Genomic DNA, 15,037 nt, shown 5'->3' with positions numbered 1-15,037 from the left:
GCAAGAGCAAGAGCAAGAGCAAGAGCAAGAGCAAGAGCAAGAGCAAGAGCAAGAGCAAGCGCGGGGCATCAGGTTTTAGTTAGGCGAATGATCTGCCGCGCAATATACGCCCCAGTCAAAATTACCCCGAACAACCGCAACGTCTGCATCGCCAACACCATCCCCACATCCGAATGCGTCTCCACCGCAATAATCGCCATCGCATCCAACCCACCCGGGCTGGTAGCCAGGTACATCGACAGAAAATCAGTACCCGACGCCCGCGCCAACACCCAGGCACAACCCGCGCACAGCACGATCAGCATCACCGCCCCAGCGATCATCGTCGGCAGACGCCTCCACACATAACGCACCGTTTGCCGGTCGAACCGCAGACCGATATAGCAACCAATGACACCGTAGGCAAAAGCCAGCAACCCGCTCGGCAACGCAATCACCAACACCCCACCCAATTGCAACCCAGCCCCCAGCAGCAACGGCAGCAGCAGAGCGCCAGCTGGAATCCGGCTTCCCGCAAACACCCCAACCAGCACCACCACCAACCCCAACATCCAGTCAACCGGCGCAACTGAATCCATCGTGGCCGGCACATTCGCCGTCTCGCCCACCAAGTCGCTGGCGCCCAACAAATGGCTGACCAGCGAACCGATCATCACCACGCACACCACCCGCACATACTGCATGGTCGCCACCACACGGCCATCGGCACCGTTGTCCTCGGCCATCGACACCATCGCCGAGGCCGCGCCCGGCGCCGTCCCCCAGGCCGCGGTGCTGCCAGGAATGCCACCGAAGCGCACCGTGCCAAGCCCGACCACCGCGCTGAGCAGCACGGTAACCACCGTGGCCAGCAGCATCAGCTCCCACGACTGCGCCAGCGACGCCAGTACCGGCCAGGTTACCGAATGCGCCACCAACAGCCCGACGCAGCCCTGGCCGAAGCGAAACACATGCCGGTGCAAACTCAGGCGTGCCCCGGAAACGCCAAACAAAATGGCCACCAGCATTGGCCCGAGAAACAACCCAGCGGGCACCGCCAAGGCATGCAACGCCTGCCCAGCGGCACCGGCACACCCGGCCAGGGCAAGCCATCGCAGGACTGAAAAGCGGGAAGGAAGGGTAGGCAAAGTGGGCAACGTCGGTCTCCCTGTACGGCGGATGGAGAAAATTATCGACGCCACGATTCATCAAGTCTATTTTCTACTTTCGATGAATCCATAACCAAAATTCATGAATCATGGACCTACGCGACCTGACCTATTTCCAGACCATCGCCGAGCTCGGCCACCTCGGCCGCGCCGCGGAAAAGCTCAACCGCAGCCAGCCGGCGCTGAGCAAGAGCATCCAACGCCTGGAGGAGTCGCTCGGCACGCGACTGTTCCAACGTGACGGGCGGGGTATCAAGCTCACCGATGTGGGCAAGCTGTTGCTGGCCCGTAGCAAGCAACTGCAATTGGACATTGCCCAGACCGAACGCGAGGTGCGCGACTTTGCCAGCGGTCTGGTGGGCAATATTCGCCTCGGTTGCGCGGCGAGCATGGCCGAGCACCTGCTGCCGCAGTTGGCCTCGGCATTGCTGGAGCGCGCGCCGGAACTGACCTTGAAGCTGTCCATCGGCCAGGATGACGTGCTCAAGGAGTCGCTGATGGCCGGGCGCCTGGATGCAATCATCTGCACCTTGATCGTCGACGACCCCAGATACCGCTCCTACCCGATCCTGCAGGACGAAGTGGTGGTGGTGGCCAGCGCCGACCACCCGGTGTTCGACCGTCCCATCGCCCTCAAGGACCTGTGCCAGTACCGCTGGGTGCTCGGCGCGCCGACCGTGACCGCCAGGCGCTGGATCGACAACGTGTTCGTCGAGCGCCAGCTACCACCGCCCAACGTGCAGATCGAGACCAACTCGATTTCCCTGCTGCCGCGGCTCATCGCCCAGACCCGGCTACTGAGCTTCGCCGCCCGGGAAACCCTGGAGCACGGCCTGGGCACCTCGTGGCTGCGCGAAGTGCCGCTGGCCGAGACCACCATGAGCCGCACCGTGGCGGTGGCGGTGCGCGCCGAGGGCTACTTGCCACCGGCGGTAGGGGCCATGGTGGACTTGCTGCGTGATGCAGGGCCGGTTTTTTTCCGTAACGAGTGAGGTTAAGGGGGCGGTGGCCTGGGCGGTTATCCCGTCGAACTCAACTCAAGCCTTTGTCAGGCAGCGGGCGGGTTGCGCACCAGGCTGTCTTCGACCGCGTCGATGAAGGCGGCCAGGCAAGGGTTGGCGTTGCGTTCGCTCCACACCATGCCCAGGGCGACAGTCGGGGCATCGTCTATCGGCACGACCTTCATTGATTGCGGGTTCGATTTCGACATGGAGGTGGGAATGATCGATACCCCCAGGCCTTCGCCGACCAGGTTGACGATGGTCCCTTGTAGTTGGGTGTACATCCGCACGCGAGGCTCGAAGCCATGTTGCCGACACAGCGCGTCGATGCTGTCGAACAACGCGCAGGCAGTGTGACGAGGGCTCAGGATAAATGGCTCATCGGCCAGGTCGGCCACACTGACACGGGCCTGCCGAGCAAGGCGATGATCGGCGGGCAGCGCGATGCTCAACGTTTCGTGCAACAGCTCGCGGTAGTGGTAGGGCGGCTGGAGCGGGGTTCTGAAGGTCAGGGCGACGTCGCATTCACCGGTTTGCACGGCTTTCATCAGGGCCGCCGGCAGCAGTTCGCTGAGCTCAAGGCTCACCTGCGGCGCGCTCGCGGCGTAGTTCTTGATGAACTTGGGCAGGCCTGTCCAGGCGATCATGGACGTGAAGGCGATGCGCAAGGCGCCTTTGTCGCCGCGCGCCACGGCTTGGGTCGAGCGTATCGCCGAGTCCATCGCCTGCATTACCAGGCGGGCGCTGCGCTGCAACTCCAGCCCCGCCAAGGTCAGCTCGACCGAGCGCGAGGTGCGCAGGAACAGTTGGCAGCCAAGTTGCGACTCCAGGTCGGCAATCTGCCGGCTCAATGAAGATTGCGCCACGTTGACCCGCGCAGCGGCCTTGCCGTAGTGCAGCAGGTCGGCCAGGGCCAGGAAATAGCGCAAGTGACGGTGCTCGATCATCGATGCTCCATAAGTATCAATGGACACGTTTATAGTCATTGGACCGCATTGGTGGGGGATTCTAATCTACCCACGCCCGAAATCTCCCTCGATCGTGGAAATCATGTACGCCGTCCTAGCCATCGTCCTTCCTGTCTTCGCCCTGATCCTGGCGGGGTTCGTCTGCCGCCGCACCCATCGCCTCGGCGAGTACGCCGCCTCCGAGATCAACAAGATGGTGGTGTGGCTTTGCCTGCCGGCCTTGCTGTTCAAAGTCACGGCAAGCGCTACCTGGGCCGAGATCTGGCAACCCGGGTTCATCATCTCCTTCGGCGTCGGCACCCTCGCCGTGTTCCTGCTGACGCTGGCCTGGCGGCTGCGCAGGGGGCATGGCCTGGTCGACGCCAGCCTCGATGGCTTGAGCGCTGGCTACGCCAATACCGGGTACATCGGCATACCGCTGTGCGCATTTGCGTTCGGCCACCCAGGCCTGCAACCGGCGTTGATCTCGACCCTTGTCGTGGTCTGCGTGCTGTTCGCCATCGCGCTGGTTTGCGTCGAGGTCGGCCTGCAAGAGACGCGTCATCCTGGCCGGGCAATCGCGCAGGTGCTCAGGGCGCTGGCGAAGAATCCCCTGGTGATCGCCCCTGTTGCCGGGGCGGCCTGGGCGGCGAGCGGCATGAGCCTGGCACATCCGGTGCAGAGCTTTCTCGACATGCTGGCCATGGCCACCACCCCGTGTGCACTGGTGTCGTTGGGCCTGTTCCTCGGCCAGAGGGTCGGGAGGCCGGCGGTGGACGAGGGCAACCCGTGGCCGCTCGTCGGCCTGAAGCTGGTAGGGCAGCCAGTGCTGACCGGGTTCCTGGCGTTCAAGGTGTTCGCCCTGCCGTCGATGTGGGCCAATGCCGCACTGTTGCTCAGCGCCTTGCCGACCGGTACGGGGCCTTTCATGCTGGCCGAATACTACCGGCGCGAGGCAGGGCTGATTTCCCGCACGATCCTGATCTCTACCCTGTGCTCGCTGGTCACGCTCACGGTGTTGATGGTGTGGATGAACGTCGGTGCAGCCAGCGCCTGAAGCGCTGCCTTCATCGGCGCCTGCGCCCTGTGGCAGAATCGCCCAGGGCTAATTTTCCCGATACCTGCTTCGTTTTCCTGAAGACCTGCCCTGCGCCTCGCAAGGCGCAGGCCATACCACCCAAGGAGACAGACTGTGACTTCCGTTTTCGACCGCGACGACATCGTGTTCCAGGTAGTGGCCAACCACGAAGAGCAATACTCCATCTGGCCGGACTACAAGGCGATCCCCGAAGGCTGGCGCGCCGTGGGCAAGAGCGGCCTGAAGAAGGACTGCCTGGCCTACATCGATGAGGTGTGGACCGACATGCGTCCCCTGAGCCTGCGCCAGAAAATGGCGCAAACCGCCGCACAGTGACCACCGTGAACCTGCTGTGCCTGCCGTATTCCGGCGCCAGCGCCATGGTCTACAGCCGCTGGCGGCGCAAGCTGCCGGGCTGGCTGCAGGTGCGTCCCGTGGAGTTGCCTGGACGCGGCGCACGCCTGGGCGAAGCCCTGCAGACCGACATGCAGGTGCTGGCCCGGCAGTTGGCCAGCGAGCAGCGCCTGGCGGCCAGCGGGCCATACGCACTGTTGGGCCACAGCCTGGGGGCGCTGCTGGCCTTCGAGCTGGCCCACGAGCTGCAAGCGCTCGGCTGCCCGGCGCCGCTGGCGTTGTTCGCCTGCGGCACCGCCGCGCCTACCCGCCGTGAAGACTACGACGGCAAGCACTGGCGCGAACCCAAGAGCGATGCCCAACTGATCGACGAGCTGCGCGAGCTGCAAGGCACGCCCGAAGAAGTGCTGGCCAACGAAGAGCTGATGAGCCTGACGTTGCCGGTGCTGCGCGCTGATTTCCTGCTTTGCGGTCACTACGCCTATCGCCAGCGCCCGCCGCTGCGCTGCCCGCTGCATGTGCTCGGTGGCGAGCAAGACCGCGCCAATCCCTCGCAATTGCAGGCCTGGGGCCAGGAAACTGTCGGTGAGTTTTCCTTGCGCATGTTCCCGGGCGGGCACTTCTTCATCCATGAGCACGAAGACCGGGTGCTAGGCGAGCTCGCCGCAGCCCTGGAGCCGTTGCGCCTGTCGGCCTGATTGACGTGGCACCTTTGCCTGGGGGAGGCTTGGTGCTTTCTCCAGGACAAGGCTTGCCCTCCATGCTGATCGATCCCCGCCAGGCCACGCTGCTGGTCGTCGACATCCAGGAAAAACTCATCGGTGCCATGAGCGACCCCGAGGGCACCCGTGCCCGTGCACGTTGGTTGCTGGCCGCCGCGGCCGAGCTGGAACTGCCCACGGTGATCTCCGAGCAATACCCCAAGGGCCTCGGCCCGACCTTGCCCGAGCTACTGGCGGCATCGCCGCATGCCGAGGTGGTGGAAAAGCTGCATTTCTCCTGCGTGGCCGCTGACTGCCTGCCGGCCAGCCTGCTGCAACGCCAGCAGGTGATCGTGTGCGGCATGGAAACCCATGTCTGTGTGCTGCAAAGCGTGTTGGGCCTGCTTGGGCTGGGCAAGCAGGTATTCGTGGTCGAGGACGCCTGCGACAGCCGTACCCCGGCCAGCAAGGCAGCGGGCCTGGCCCGCATGCGTAATGCCGGGGCCCAGGTGGTCAGCCGTGAGATGGTGCTGTTCGAGTTGATGCAAAGCGCCAGCCACCCGCTGTTCCGGCACATCAGCAAGACCTACCTGGTCGGTGAACAGCCCTGAACGGGTGGCTGCTGGCGGCCGGTGTAGCCGCCCTGGCGCTGCTCCAGGGCTGCGCGGGGCGCACCGAGCCACCCCCGCAGGCCGACGCGGCCGAGGTCCGTGCTCAATTGCTGCGCCTGCTGCCCGCCACGGTGAAGGACCGCGAGGGCTGGGCCAAGGACATCCAGGTGGCTTTCGAAGCCCAGCGTATCGAGCCGAGCAAGAGCAACCTGTGTGCGGTGCTGGCGGTGACCGAGCAAGAGTCGACCTTCAACGCCGACCCGCAAGTGCCCAACCTTGGGCGGATCGCCCGCGAGGAAATCGACCGCCGCGCGGCGCGCCTGCACATTCCGAAACTGCTGGTCGATGGCGCTCTGGCGACCCCCTCGGCCAACGGCAAGACCTACCAGCAACGCTTGCTGGCGGTGCGCAGCGAGAAGCAGCTGAGTGCGCTGTTCGACGACTTCATCGCCGGGCTACCCCTGGGTGACAAGCTGCTCGGCGGTTTGAACCCAGTGCGCACGGGCGGGCCCATGCAGGTCAGTATCGATTTCGCCGAACGGCATGCCCAGGACTACCCCTACACCCGGCAGGGCACGGTGCGCCAGGAAGTGTTCAGTCGACGCGGCGGGATGTATTTCGGTATCGCCCACCTGCTGGGCTATCCAGCCCACTATGAGCGCCAGCTGTACCGCTATGCCGACTTCAACGCGGGTTGGTACGCCAGTCGTAATGCGGCGTTCCAGGCGGCGTTGAGCCAGGCGACCGGGGTGAAGCTGGCACTCGATGGCGACTTGATCGCACCCGGGGCGATCATGCCGGGGGCGACGGAGAAGGCGGCGCGTACGCTGGGGCGGCAACTGGGGCTGCGCAACCCGCAGATCCGCAGCCAGCTGGAAAAGGAAGACAGCCTGGCGTTGGAGGAAACCGACTTGTACCAAGGCGTATTCGCGTTGGCCGACGCCAAGGCAGGCAAGCCTCTGCCGCGGGCGGTGCTGCCGGGGATCGAGCTCAAGAGCCCGAAGATTACCCGCAAGCTCACCACGGCGTGGTTCGCCGGGAGGGTGGATGAGCGGTATCAGCGGTGCTTGAAGCGCTGAAATGACCGAGTGTCCAGCGCTGACCTCTTGGCGGCCAAGCCCGCTCCTGCAGGGACTGCGCGAAACCTGCAGGAGCGGGCTTGCCCGCGAAGGGCGCGCCGGAGCTTAGCCCTGGCGCAACGCCGCCACCACCTGGTCGACGCTGGCCTTGAGCCCAACCAGGGTGTCTTCAGGGTCGCTCTCGATCACCACCAGTTTCGCGCCAGCCGCTTCGATCGTCTTGACTACCTCGGTCTCCGGCTGGCGATGGTGCAGCACCAGCGCCACCTCCTGGGCCTTGAGGTTCTCGCCCAACGCCTTGAGCGTGGCCTCGTCCCACTTGTCACCGGCGGGCAGCGGCTGCGCCACCACATCCAGGTTCAGCCCGCTGGCCAGGTAGCCTAGCCGCTCCGAGAGGCTTACCACGCTGAGGTTGTCAGCCTCGGCCAGGCGGGTCTGGCTGCTGGAGGTCAGCTCGAGGAGCTGGCGTTTGAGGCCGGCCAGGTTGGTCTGGATTTTCGTCTTGTCGGCTGGCGACAGGCGTTCCAGGTCATTGGCCAGCACATCGGCCATGCGCCCCAGGTTTATCGGGTTCAGCCATGGGTAACCGGCGAAGGCGTCCTCGCCGCTCACCGCGATGCCTGGCAGCGCGCCGTCCACCGGGTGCGCGGCATCGATTTCGACGATGCGGATATTGCTGCGTCGGGCCATAGGGTAAAGCGGGTCGTCACGCCAGATCGAGCGCACGCCGATCACCGCATCCGCCTCGCGCGCGGCCTTTTGCAGGCTCTCGCCGCCGCGCCCGCTGAAGTACGAGGGCTGGCGGGTGGCCGGCAGGTTGGCGGGTGCGGCGCGCTTGAGCTGCACCGAGGTGCCTTCGAGCAAGGCCACGGCCAGGCTGTGGGTCACCGGCAGGGTGGTCAGCACCTGGGGTGCGGCGACGGGTTGCGCAGCCTGGGCAAGGGCGGGCAGGGCGGCCAGGGCCAAGGCCAGGCACAGCGGTTTGAAGTTCAGGGTCATGCCGGGTTTCCTTGCAGGCGAGGGACGAGGGCGCGGGCCAGGGCGGCGAGGGCGAAGCAGACGCCAGACACCAGGATGATCGCAGCGCCGGACGGCACTGGCAGGTCGAAGACGATCGGCAGCAGGATGCCCAGCAGCGTGCTCAGGGTAGCGATCAGCACCGAGACGAAGAAGAAGCCCTTCAGCGACTGGCTGACCAGGCGCGCAGCGGCGGCTGGGATCACCAGCAGGGCGCCGACCAGGATCGCCCCGATCACCTTCACCGAGGCCACGGTCACCAAGGTCACCAGGACCACGAACAGGTAATCCAGGGTCTTTACCGCTACCCCGCGTACCGCCGCCAACTGAGGGTTGAAGCTGGCCAGGATGATGCGGTTGTACAGCGGTAGGGCCAGGGCCAGCACCAGGATCGCCACCACGCCCAGTACCACAAGGTCGTGGGCGCTGACGGTCAGCACCGAGCCGAACAGCACGTTCTCCAGGATATGCACGTTGATCTTGCCCGCCAGCATCAGCAGCAAGCTCGCACCCAGGGCCAGGGACACCGAGAGAAACACGCCGATCAGGGTGTCGGGCGACAGCCCCGTGCGGTTGCGCAGGAAGTTCAGCAAAATACCGAACAGCAGGCAGTAGCCGAACAGGCTGCCATAAGGTCCGGTGTACGGTTCGCCCAGCAGGATGCCAATGGCAACGCCGGTCAGCGCCGCATGGCCGACGGCCTCGGAGAAGAAGGCAAAGCGCTTGACCACCACCAGGGTGCCCAGGCCGCCCAGGACTGGGCCGATCATCAGGCCCGCGAGCAGGGCGTTGATCACGAAACCGTAGGCCAGGGCCTCCGGCAGGTAGCCAGCGGTGGCCCATTGCTGGACCAGCTGGCGGAAGGCTTCATAACTCATCAGGCGAGGCTCTCGCTGCGCGGGTGGACGGAGAACAGGCCCAGCAGGCGCTCTGGAGTCAGGGCCTGGGCCGGTGGGGCGTCGAACAGCACCTTGCGGCTCAGCCCGGTCACCCGGTCGGCCAGGCGCAGCACCGCTTCCAGGTCATGCTCGATCCACAGTACGGTGGTACCGGCCTGGCGCCAGCTGTGCAGCAGTTGCTCGAACACCTGGATACCAGCTTCGTCGAGCGCCGACATCGGCTCGTCCAGTACCAGCAGTTGCGGCTCGGGGATCAGGCCCTGGGCCAGCAGCACGCGTTGGCGCTCGCCGCCGGACAAGGCGCCCATGCGCCGCTTGCGCTTCTCCAGCATGCCCACTCTGGCCAGCGCCGCGTCGATGTCGGGTCGCGCCTTGCGCGACAGGCCCAGGAAAGCCGGGCGTTGCTGGCACATGGCGGCCATGAAGTCGTCGACGGTCATCGGCAGGCCACGGTCGAATTCCAGCGCCTGGGGCACGTAGCCGATCACTTCGCGCTCGGTCGGCCAGTGCAGGGTGAGCTGGCCTTGATGTGGCATTTGCCCCAGCAGGGTCTTGATCAGCGAGCTCTTGCCGCCGCCGTTCGGCCCGACGATGGCATGCACGCTGCCGGCGGCGACGCTGAACGCCACTTGCTCAAGAATGCGCGTGCGGCCCAGGGTGAGGTCGATACCGGCGAACTCGATGCGCGGCCCGCCGCTGGCGGCGAGGTTGGCCGCAGCGGTCATGCGCGGTTCTCCTGAATGGCCTTGACCACGGTGTCGAGGTTGCGCTTCATCTCCACCTCGTACTTCTCCTTGGTGTATTCGCCATAGGAAATGTGGGTCAGCGGGTAGATATGCACGCCAGACTCACGCTGGATGGTTTCCACGTACGCCGAGGGGAAGTCCATTTCCGAGAAGATCACCTTCACGTCCAGGGCCTTGAGCTGGTCGATGGTCTTCTTCAACTGCGCCGGGCTCGGCTCGATACCGTGGGCAGGCTCGACCACGGCGGTCACTTCCAGGCCGAAGTCACGCACCAGGTAGTCGTAGGCGGCGTGGATGGTCGCAACGCGGAACTCCGCGCCCGGCGCCTCGGTGACCTTGGCCAGGGCCTCGGCACGCAGCACCCGCAGGCGCTTGGCGTAGGCGCGGGCGTTCTGCATGTAGTAGGTGGCGTTGGCCGGGTCGAGCTTGCCCAGCTCGCGGGCGATGTTGTTCACCTGGGCGATGCTGGCGCTGATCGACAGGAAGGTATGCGGGTTGACCACCTTGCCCGCACCGCGCGCGGCGATGCCGGTGGCCGCCAGCAGCGGCACGTTCTCATTGGCCTCGATGGTCTTGATGCCGGGCTTTTCGCTGGCGGCGATCATGCGGTCGGCGAAGTCGTCGTGGCCGATGCCGTTGAGCACGATCACGTCCAGGCTGCCGATACGCTTGATGTCCTCGGCGCGGGGCTCGTAGGCGTGGGGGTTGAAGCCGGCAGGAATCAGCGGCACCACCTCGGCGCGGTCGCCGACCACGTTGCTGACATAGCTGTAGTAGGGGTGCAAGGTGATGCCGATACGCAGGGGCTTGCCGGTGTCGGCCAGGGCTACGGCCGGCAGCAAGCAGGCCAGGAGCAGGGCGAAGGCGGAGCGGAGCATGGGGGAGTCCTTGGGTTCAGTGACGGTGTTCGCGGGTGACGCCTGCGTCGTAGTGGCTGACCACCTGTTGCCAGCCGGCGGCGATCAATGACTCGCTGCCCAGGTCGTCCGGGGCGGCGGCGCTGCTGTCGCGACGCAGCCAGACATCGGCGGGGGCCTGGGCCTCGCTCGGCAATATCAGCAGGAAACTGCCGGCTACCTGGGCATCCTGGCTACGGCCCAGGTAGGCGCCGCTGTCGAGCCACTGCCACTGGTGGTTGCCACGGCTGGCGCTGCTGGTGTCTTCGACGAACGGCGGCAGGCCTTCCTCGGCCAACGCCGCGACGCTGGGCACTGCGGCGTTTTCCTCGCGCAGCGCGCGGATCTCGTCGAGGGCAACGTGCAGGTCGGTGTACAGGCCTTGTTCGGCAGGGGTGAGGTCGCGGCGGGCGTCGATCTGGTGGCTGGCGATGGTCTGCTCGTCGACCCGTTCGCCGCGCAGGGTGACCACGCTGGCGGCCACGGCGAGGATCAGCAGTGCGGTCAGCAGCATATAGAGGGTTTCATGCCCGGCACCGGCCGGGCGGATGACTTGGGCACGGCTCATGGTTGGGCGATGTCCGCGTAGTCGATTTCCACGACGTGGCCGGGGCCGGCATCGAACAGCACGTAGAACTCGCCGTCAGGGCGCTTGAACGTCAGGCTCGAGTCATCGCCGAGCTTGCCAGGCACCAGTACCTGTTCGTCATAGCCGATCACATCGAGGGTCACACCTGGGGCGCCGCTGCCATCGGAAAAGCCCCCGGTGCACTTGATCTGGTCGCCGTCTACCGGCTGGCAGTCGCACATCGGGTTATGGGCCAGGGCGGGGCCGGCGGCCAGCGCCAGCAAGGGCAGGGCGAGCCTGCGCAACAGGTGTTTCATTTCTTGCCTCCTTGTTTCTCGAGCCAGGCAACGGTGGCCGGCGATACCTTGGCCAGCGGCACGGATGCCTGGTGCATGCTGCCGTCCCAGCCTTCGATGGTGATCCAGATGTCGGCGTCGGGACGGGTGTTGGCCGGAATCGGCAACGAAGTGCCCATGCGATAGGGCGCGCCGAACAGCAACGAGCCGGCGGCGCGCAGACTGCGTGGCTTGCCGATGCGCAGGTAGATCGCCTTGGCGGTGTCGGTGCAGTTGCTGCACGCTGCCGTGAGGAACTTGAAGTGACCGGCCGGGCCGTCGGCGAGCGGCGCCTCGGCACGGAACTCGGCAAGGTCCAAGGTCCAGCGGTCGACCTGGATGCCGCTCACCACGGTCGCGCCCAGGCCGCTTTCGCCGCGGAACAGGCGGGCGTCGGCGAAGTACTTGGGCATGAACGCCAATGGAATGAGGATCAGCAGGATGTTCAGGTGGAAGCGCCATTTCCGCCACCACTGTTTGAAGCCGCCTTGCGGCAGGGCTTGGGCCTGGCTCATGGCTGTACCTCCAGGGAAGACTCGGGTGCTACGGGCTTGACAGCGCGCGCCGGGCGCTCGCTACGTTTCAGCGCGGCGGCGGTTGCCTGGGCGGTGCGCTTGGTCCAGATCAGCAAGCCGCTGAACACCATCAGGGTCAGTATCAGGCCGAAGAAGAACCACACCAGCTTGATCGGCAGGCCGCCGAAGTCACCGGTGTGCAGCGGGCGCATGGACTCGGTGAAGAACTCCAGGGCCGAGCGGTCGCCCAGCAGGAACTGGCTGTCTACCTTGTCGGTGTACGGGTTGACGGAGGCGTTCTGGTACATCAGCGGGTACCAGCCGCGGCCCATCAGGCCGACATGGCTGTAGGCCGTGGCCGGCAGGGTGATGTAGCTGATGTCCAGGCCAGGAATGCTGGCACGGGCGGTGCGGATGGCCTGGTCCAGGTCGATGCGCGGTGCCGGGCTGCCGTCAGCGGTTTGCGGCACCTGCTCGCGGGTGATCACCGGCACGATCGGCTCGGAGGAGATAGTGATCTTGCTGTCGGCCAGGATCGCCTGCACCAGGAACCAGGTGCCGGTGATCGAGATGACCGCGATGAACCAGATCGACCACACGCCCGCCAGGCGGTGCACGTCACCCCAGAAGATGCGTCGGCCATGGGCCAGGCGCGGTACCTTGAAGAAGCCTTTCCAGAATTTCTTGTACACCACCAGGCCCGTGACCAGCGACGCCAGCATCGGCAGGCCGAGCAGCGAGACCAGGTACCAGCCCCAGCTATAGCCGTTGGTGAACGGCACCAGCCACCAGCCGTGCAGGGCGCGGGTAAAGGCTTCGAAGTTGAAGTCGGGGGTCTTGCCCTGGATCGCGCCGGTGTAGGGGTTGACGTAGAGGGTCGGCGAGGTGCCGTCGGGGTAGGTGACGCCGACGTTGAGGGCGAAGTGCGATCCGTCGGGCTGGCTCATGGTGCGCACCGCCATGTTCGGCTCGGCCTTGTGCAGGGCGTCGAGCACCTGCTGGTGGCTCAGGCGCGGGGCATCATCGCTCGGCGCACTGGCGCGCACGTCCGGGTTGGCCAGCCAGACGATTTCCTGGCTGACCACCGCGAGCATGCCGGTGAAGCAGACGATGAGCACGAAGAACCAGATGGGCAAGGCCAGCCAGCTGTGCACCAGGAACCAGATTTTTGAACGCGACTTTTTCGACATGGGGCGGCAACTTGATGTCAGGGCGTAAATAGACGAACGCAGCACGCACCAGATGCGTACCGCGCCAGCAGGGTAGCCAGAAGCTTGATTTCACGAAGTCTCACTTCTAAGGACGGATGAGACCGGGAAAGCTGCTGCCTGTAAATGCAACAAAATGTTTCGCGATCAGGCGTACCTGTTCGCTCATGGGGTCATCGTGCGATCCAGCGTTCGGACCCTGGCTGGAATGATAACGAATTGCATGAAGAAAAATTTACCCTCTCGTGTTTTTTTCTTCTGCGCAGGCCATTGCCAGCTCCCGCCTCACGCCGCCGCCAGGCGCTAATTTTTCCCGCCCATGTTCGTTCTATAGCTACGACACGCCTTTGCGCCTCCTTGCCTCTGAACCCGGATGCTCTGAAATGAATGCTGACCAATCCCTCAAGCTCGCCGCCCGTTTCATCGGCCTGCCCCTGGACAAGCGCCGCACGTTCCTCGCGGCGCTGGAGAAAGAAGGGCTCAGCTTTCAGCAGTTTCCGATTCCGGCGGGGGTCGAGGCAGACGATCGCCAGGCCTTGTCGTTCGCCCAGCAACGCATGTGGTTTCTCTGGGCGCTGGAGCCGGGCAGCGGCGCTTACAACCTGCCAGCCGCTGTTCGCCTGAAAGGCCCGCTGGATCGCGGCGCGCTGGAGCAGGCCTTCGCCGCCCTGGTCGAGCGCCACGAAACCCTGCGTACGGTGTTCCAGCGCCAGGCCGATGGCCAGGTACTGCAAATGCCGTTGCAGGCGCCTGTGGTGGTGCAGTGGCAGTCGCTGGCTGGCTTGCCGGAGGCGGAGCGTGAGCGGCGGGTGGTGGAGGAGGCGCAGGGCATGGCCGTGCAGCCGTTCGACCTGGTCGAAGGGCCTTTGCTGCGTATTCGTCTGCTCGAGCTGTCGGCACAGGATCATGTGTTGCTGCTTACGCTGCACCATATCGTCGCCGACGGCTGGTCGATGTCGGTGCTGATCGATGAGTTCATCCAGGCCTACGAGGCCTTCCGGGCGGGCCGGTCGCCGGCCTGGCCGGCGCTGTCCATCCAGTACCGCGACTACGCGCTGTGGCAGCGCCGCTGGCTGGAGGCGGGCGAGCAGCAACGTCAGCTGGACTATTGGCTGGCGCAGCTGGGTAATGACCATCCGGTGCTGGAGCTGCCCACGGACCATCCGCGTCCGGCACAACCAAGCCATGCCGGGCGGCGCTGGGAGTTCGCCGTGGAGCCTGCGCTGGCCGAGCAGTTGCGGGCCTTGGCCCGGCGCCAGGAGGTAAGCCTGTTCGTGGTATTGCTGGCGGCCTTCAACCTGCTGCTGCAACGCTACACTGGCCAGCGCGATATCCGCGTCGGCACCCCCATCGCCAACCGCAACCGCACCGAGGTAGAGGGGCTGATCGGCTTCTTCGTCAATACCCAGGTGCTGCGCAACGCGGTGGATGGCCAGCTTGAGGTCGGTGCATTCCTGCAACAAGTCAAGGCCGTAGTACTTGGCGCCCAGGCCCACCAGGACCTGCCCTTCGAGCAACTGGTCGAGGCGCTGCGCCTGGAGCGCGATGCCAGCCGCACGCCATTGTTCCAGGTCATGTACAACCACCAGCCGGAAGTGGCCGATATCGGCAGCTATGCGTTGGCGTCGGGGTTGGCGCTGGAGCAGGTGCACTGGCAAGGGCGCACGACCCAGTTCGACCTTACCCTGGATACCTTCGAGAAGGGCGGCCAACTGCGCGCTGCGTTGACCTATGCCTGCGACCTGTTCGAGCCGGCAACCGTCGAGCGCCTGGCGAGCCACTGGACTGCGCTGCTGCATGCGATGGTGAGCGGGGAAGGGCAGCGGCTGTGCGAGCTGACGATGCTGGCTGGCGAAGAACATGGCGCGATTATCGATGATTGGAACAAGGCGCTGGTCGAACACCCGGTAGGGCAGTGCCTGCACCAGGTCATT

At 65.3% G+C, this 15,037-nt stretch carries 17 protein-coding genes; 7 read left to right on the top strand and 10 right to left on the bottom strand.

The annotated features are described in order from the left end of the window. Window positions 1-68: 68 nt before the first annotated feature. Window positions 69-1,136: an AbrB family transcriptional regulator gene (locus RAC97_RS24220; RefSeq protein ID WP_377748403.1), complete on the bottom strand. Its 1,068-nt coding sequence runs from the start codon at window positions 1,134-1,136 to the stop codon at window positions 69-71. 101 nt (window positions 1,137-1,237) lie between these two features. On the opposite strand from RAC97_RS24220, the gene RAC97_RS24215 reads away from it, so the two are divergent. After that, window positions 1,238-2,140, top strand: coding sequence for a LysR family transcriptional regulator (locus RAC97_RS24215; RefSeq protein WP_375102142.1), 903 nt, complete (start codon window positions 1,238-1,240; stop codon window positions 2,138-2,140). Between the two features lie 56 nt (window positions 2,141-2,196). Here RAC97_RS24215 and RAC97_RS24210 read toward each other — a convergent pair whose 3' ends face one another. Further along, window positions 2,197-3,096, bottom strand: a complete 900-nt coding sequence (locus RAC97_RS24210) for a LysR substrate-binding domain-containing protein (RefSeq protein ID WP_375102143.1) — start codon at window positions 3,094-3,096, stop codon at window positions 2,197-2,199. Window positions 3,097-3,199: 103 nt separating this feature from the next. On the opposite strand from RAC97_RS24210, the gene RAC97_RS24205 reads away from it, so the two are divergent. The 5 genes from RAC97_RS24205 to RAC97_RS24185 all read left to right on the top strand — a co-directional run bounded on the left by RAC97_RS24205 (window position 3,200) and on the right by RAC97_RS24185 (window position 6,919). Then, window positions 3,200-4,153, top strand: a complete 954-nt coding sequence (locus tag RAC97_RS24205; protein WP_375102144.1) for an AEC family transporter — start codon at window positions 3,200-3,202, stop codon at window positions 4,151-4,153. Window positions 4,154-4,288: 135 nt separating this feature from the next. Continuing rightward, window positions 4,289-4,510, top strand: coding sequence for an MbtH family protein (locus tag RAC97_RS24200; protein WP_375102145.1), 222 nt, complete (start codon window positions 4,289-4,291; stop codon window positions 4,508-4,510). Continuing rightward, window positions 4,507-5,226: a thioesterase II family protein gene (locus RAC97_RS24195; protein WP_375102146.1), complete on the top strand. Its 720-nt coding sequence runs from the start codon at window positions 4,507-4,509 to the stop codon at window positions 5,224-5,226. Before RAC97_RS24200 ends, RAC97_RS24195 begins: the two co-directional genes overlap by 4 nt. Window positions 5,227-5,288: 62 nt before the next feature. Then, a complete protein-coding gene (locus RAC97_RS24190; protein WP_375102147.1) occupies window positions 5,289-5,840 on the top strand; it encodes a hydrolase in 552 nt (183 codons plus the stop codon). Next, window positions 5,837-6,919 (top strand): DUF1615 domain-containing protein, encoded by a 1,083-nt coding sequence (locus RAC97_RS24185; RefSeq protein WP_375102157.1) that lies wholly within the window; start codon window positions 5,837-5,839, stop codon window positions 6,917-6,919. Before RAC97_RS24190 ends, RAC97_RS24185 begins: the two co-directional genes overlap by 4 nt. Before the next feature lie 105 nt (window positions 6,920-7,024). Here the strand turns inward: RAC97_RS24185 and RAC97_RS24180 are convergent, their stop codons facing one another. From RAC97_RS24180 to RAC97_RS24145, 8 genes are read right to left on the bottom strand one after another with little or no spacing between them, the layout of a single operon-like run. Then, window positions 7,025-7,912 carry a metal ABC transporter solute-binding protein, Zn/Mn family gene (locus RAC97_RS24180; RefSeq protein WP_375102158.1) on the bottom strand — a complete coding sequence of 296 codons (888 nt, stop codon included), beginning with the start codon at window positions 7,910-7,912 and terminating at the stop codon, window positions 7,025-7,027. 2 nt (window positions 7,913-7,914) lie between these two features. Then, window positions 7,915-8,814 carry a metal ABC transporter permease gene (locus tag RAC97_RS24175; protein WP_375102148.1) on the bottom strand — a complete coding sequence of 300 codons (900 nt, stop codon included), beginning with the start codon at window positions 8,812-8,814 and terminating at the stop codon, window positions 7,915-7,917. Continuing rightward, window positions 8,814-9,560 (bottom strand): metal ABC transporter ATP-binding protein, encoded by a 747-nt coding sequence (locus tag RAC97_RS24170; RefSeq protein ID WP_375102149.1) that lies wholly within the window; start codon window positions 9,558-9,560, stop codon window positions 8,814-8,816. Before RAC97_RS24170 ends, RAC97_RS24175 begins: the two co-directional genes overlap by 1 nt. After that, window positions 9,557-10,459, bottom strand: coding sequence for a metal ABC transporter solute-binding protein, Zn/Mn family (locus RAC97_RS24165; protein WP_375102150.1), 903 nt, complete (start codon window positions 10,457-10,459; stop codon window positions 9,557-9,559). The genes RAC97_RS24170 and RAC97_RS24165 overlap by 4 nt, the downstream gene beginning before the upstream one ends. 16 nt (window positions 10,460-10,475) lie before the next feature. Further along, window positions 10,476-11,045, bottom strand: coding sequence for a DUF6162 family protein (locus RAC97_RS24160; RefSeq protein ID WP_375102151.1), 570 nt, complete (start codon window positions 11,043-11,045; stop codon window positions 10,476-10,478). Then, window positions 11,042-11,362: a hypothetical protein gene (locus RAC97_RS24155; protein WP_375102152.1), complete on the bottom strand. Its 321-nt coding sequence runs from the start codon at window positions 11,360-11,362 to the stop codon at window positions 11,042-11,044. The genes RAC97_RS24160 and RAC97_RS24155 overlap by 4 nt, the downstream gene beginning before the upstream one ends. Continuing rightward, complete coding sequence (locus RAC97_RS24150) at window positions 11,359-11,895, bottom strand: thiamine pyrophosphate-binding protein (RefSeq protein WP_375102153.1); 537 nt, start codon at window positions 11,893-11,895, stop codon at window positions 11,359-11,361. Before RAC97_RS24150 ends, RAC97_RS24155 begins: the two co-directional genes overlap by 4 nt. Beyond that, on the bottom strand, window positions 11,892-13,085 hold the full coding sequence (locus tag RAC97_RS24145; protein WP_375102154.1) for a PepSY-associated TM helix domain-containing protein: 1,194 nt from the start codon (window positions 13,083-13,085) through the stop codon (window positions 11,892-11,894). Before RAC97_RS24145 ends, RAC97_RS24150 begins: the two co-directional genes overlap by 4 nt. Window positions 13,086-13,486: 401 nt before the next feature. On the opposite strand from RAC97_RS24145, the gene RAC97_RS24140 reads away from it, so the two are divergent. Further along, the coding region (locus tag RAC97_RS24140; RefSeq protein ID WP_375102155.1) for a condensation domain-containing protein at window positions 13,487-15,037 on the top strand (1,551 nt) is incomplete at its 3' end.

The sequence above is a fragment of the Pseudomonas sp. LS_2 genome, assembly GCF_042709235.1.
In the GTDB taxonomy this organism is placed as follows: Bacteria; Pseudomonadota; Gammaproteobacteria; order Pseudomonadales; family Pseudomonadaceae; genus Aquipseudomonas.
This window is presented reverse-complemented; position numbering and strand designations above follow the sequence as displayed.

Coding starts and splice junctions, on each gene's coding strand:
- RAC97_RS24215 (WP_375102142.1), top strand. CDS start 1,238: ATGGACCTACGCGACCTGACCTATTTCCAGACCATCGCCGAGCTCGGC.
- RAC97_RS24210 (WP_375102143.1), bottom strand. CDS start 3,096: ATGATCGAGCACCGTCACTTGCGCTATTTCCTGGCCCTGGCCGACCTG.
- RAC97_RS24205 (WP_375102144.1), top strand. CDS start 3,200: ATGTACGCCGTCCTAGCCATCGTCCTTCCTGTCTTCGCCCTGATCCTG.
- RAC97_RS24190 (WP_375102147.1), top strand. CDS start 5,289: ATGCTGATCGATCCCCGCCAGGCCACGCTGCTGGTCGTCGACATCCAG.
- RAC97_RS24175 (WP_375102148.1), bottom strand. CDS start 8,814: ATGAGTTATGAAGCCTTCCGCCAGCTGGTCCAGCAATGGGCCACCGCT.
- RAC97_RS24170 (WP_375102149.1), bottom strand. CDS start 9,560: ATGACCGCTGCGGCCAACCTCGCCGCCAGCGGCGGGCCGCGCATCGAG.
- RAC97_RS24165 (WP_375102150.1), bottom strand. CDS start 10,459: ATGCTCCGCTCCGCCTTCGCCCTGCTCCTGGCCTGCTTGCTGCCGGCC.
- RAC97_RS24160 (WP_375102151.1), bottom strand. CDS start 11,045: ATGAGCCGTGCCCAAGTCATCCGCCCGGCCGGTGCCGGGCATGAAACC.
- RAC97_RS24155 (WP_375102152.1), bottom strand. CDS start 11,362: ATGAAACACCTGTTGCGCAGGCTCGCCCTGCCCTTGCTGGCGCTGGCC.
- RAC97_RS24150 (WP_375102153.1), bottom strand. CDS start 11,895: ATGAGCCAGGCCCAAGCCCTGCCGCAAGGCGGCTTCAAACAGTGGTGG.
- RAC97_RS24145 (WP_375102154.1), bottom strand. CDS start 13,085: ATGTCGAAAAAGTCGCGTTCAAAAATCTGGTTCCTGGTGCACAGCTGG.